Origin of the sequence: Chromohalobacter sp. HP20-39 (assembly GCF_033052815.1) — a bacterium.
GTDB lineage: Bacteria > Pseudomonadota > Gammaproteobacteria > Pseudomonadales > Halomonadaceae > Chromohalobacter.
This window is the reverse complement of the sequence record NZ_JAWHTP010000324.1, coordinates 1-344: the sequence shown is the minus strand read 5'-3', so window position 1 is coordinate 344 and position 344 is coordinate 1. Positions and strand designations below refer to the sequence as shown.

The following is a 344-nucleotide window of genomic DNA, read 5'->3' as shown; positions in this document are numbered from 1 at the left end:
CACCGCCACGCAGAAGACCGTCGATGGCCCGTCGAACAAGGACTGGCGCGGCGGCCGCGGCATCCTGGAAAACATCATCCCGTCGAGCACTGGCGCTGCCCAGGCCGTGGGCGTGGTGATCCCGCAGCTCAACAAGAAGCTGACCGGCATGGCCTTCCGCGTGCCGACCAGCGATGTGTCGGTCGTTGACCTGACCGTCGAGCTGAATAGCGAAGCCAGCTACGCCGACATCTGCGCCGAGTTCAAGGCCCAGAGCCAGGGCGCGCTCAAGGGCGTGCTGGGCTACACCGAGGACTAGGTCGTCGCGACCGATTTCCGTGGCGACCCGCGCACGTCGATCTTCG

The 344-nt window shown here is 66.3% G+C and carries 1 pseudogene; it reads left to right on the top strand.

The annotated features are described in order from the left end of the window. A pseudogene (locus tag RVY79_RS18200) lies at positions 1 to 295 on the top strand (type I glyceraldehyde-3-phosphate dehydrogenase); the annotation flags it as partial. Positions 296 to 344: the final 49 nt, after the last annotated feature.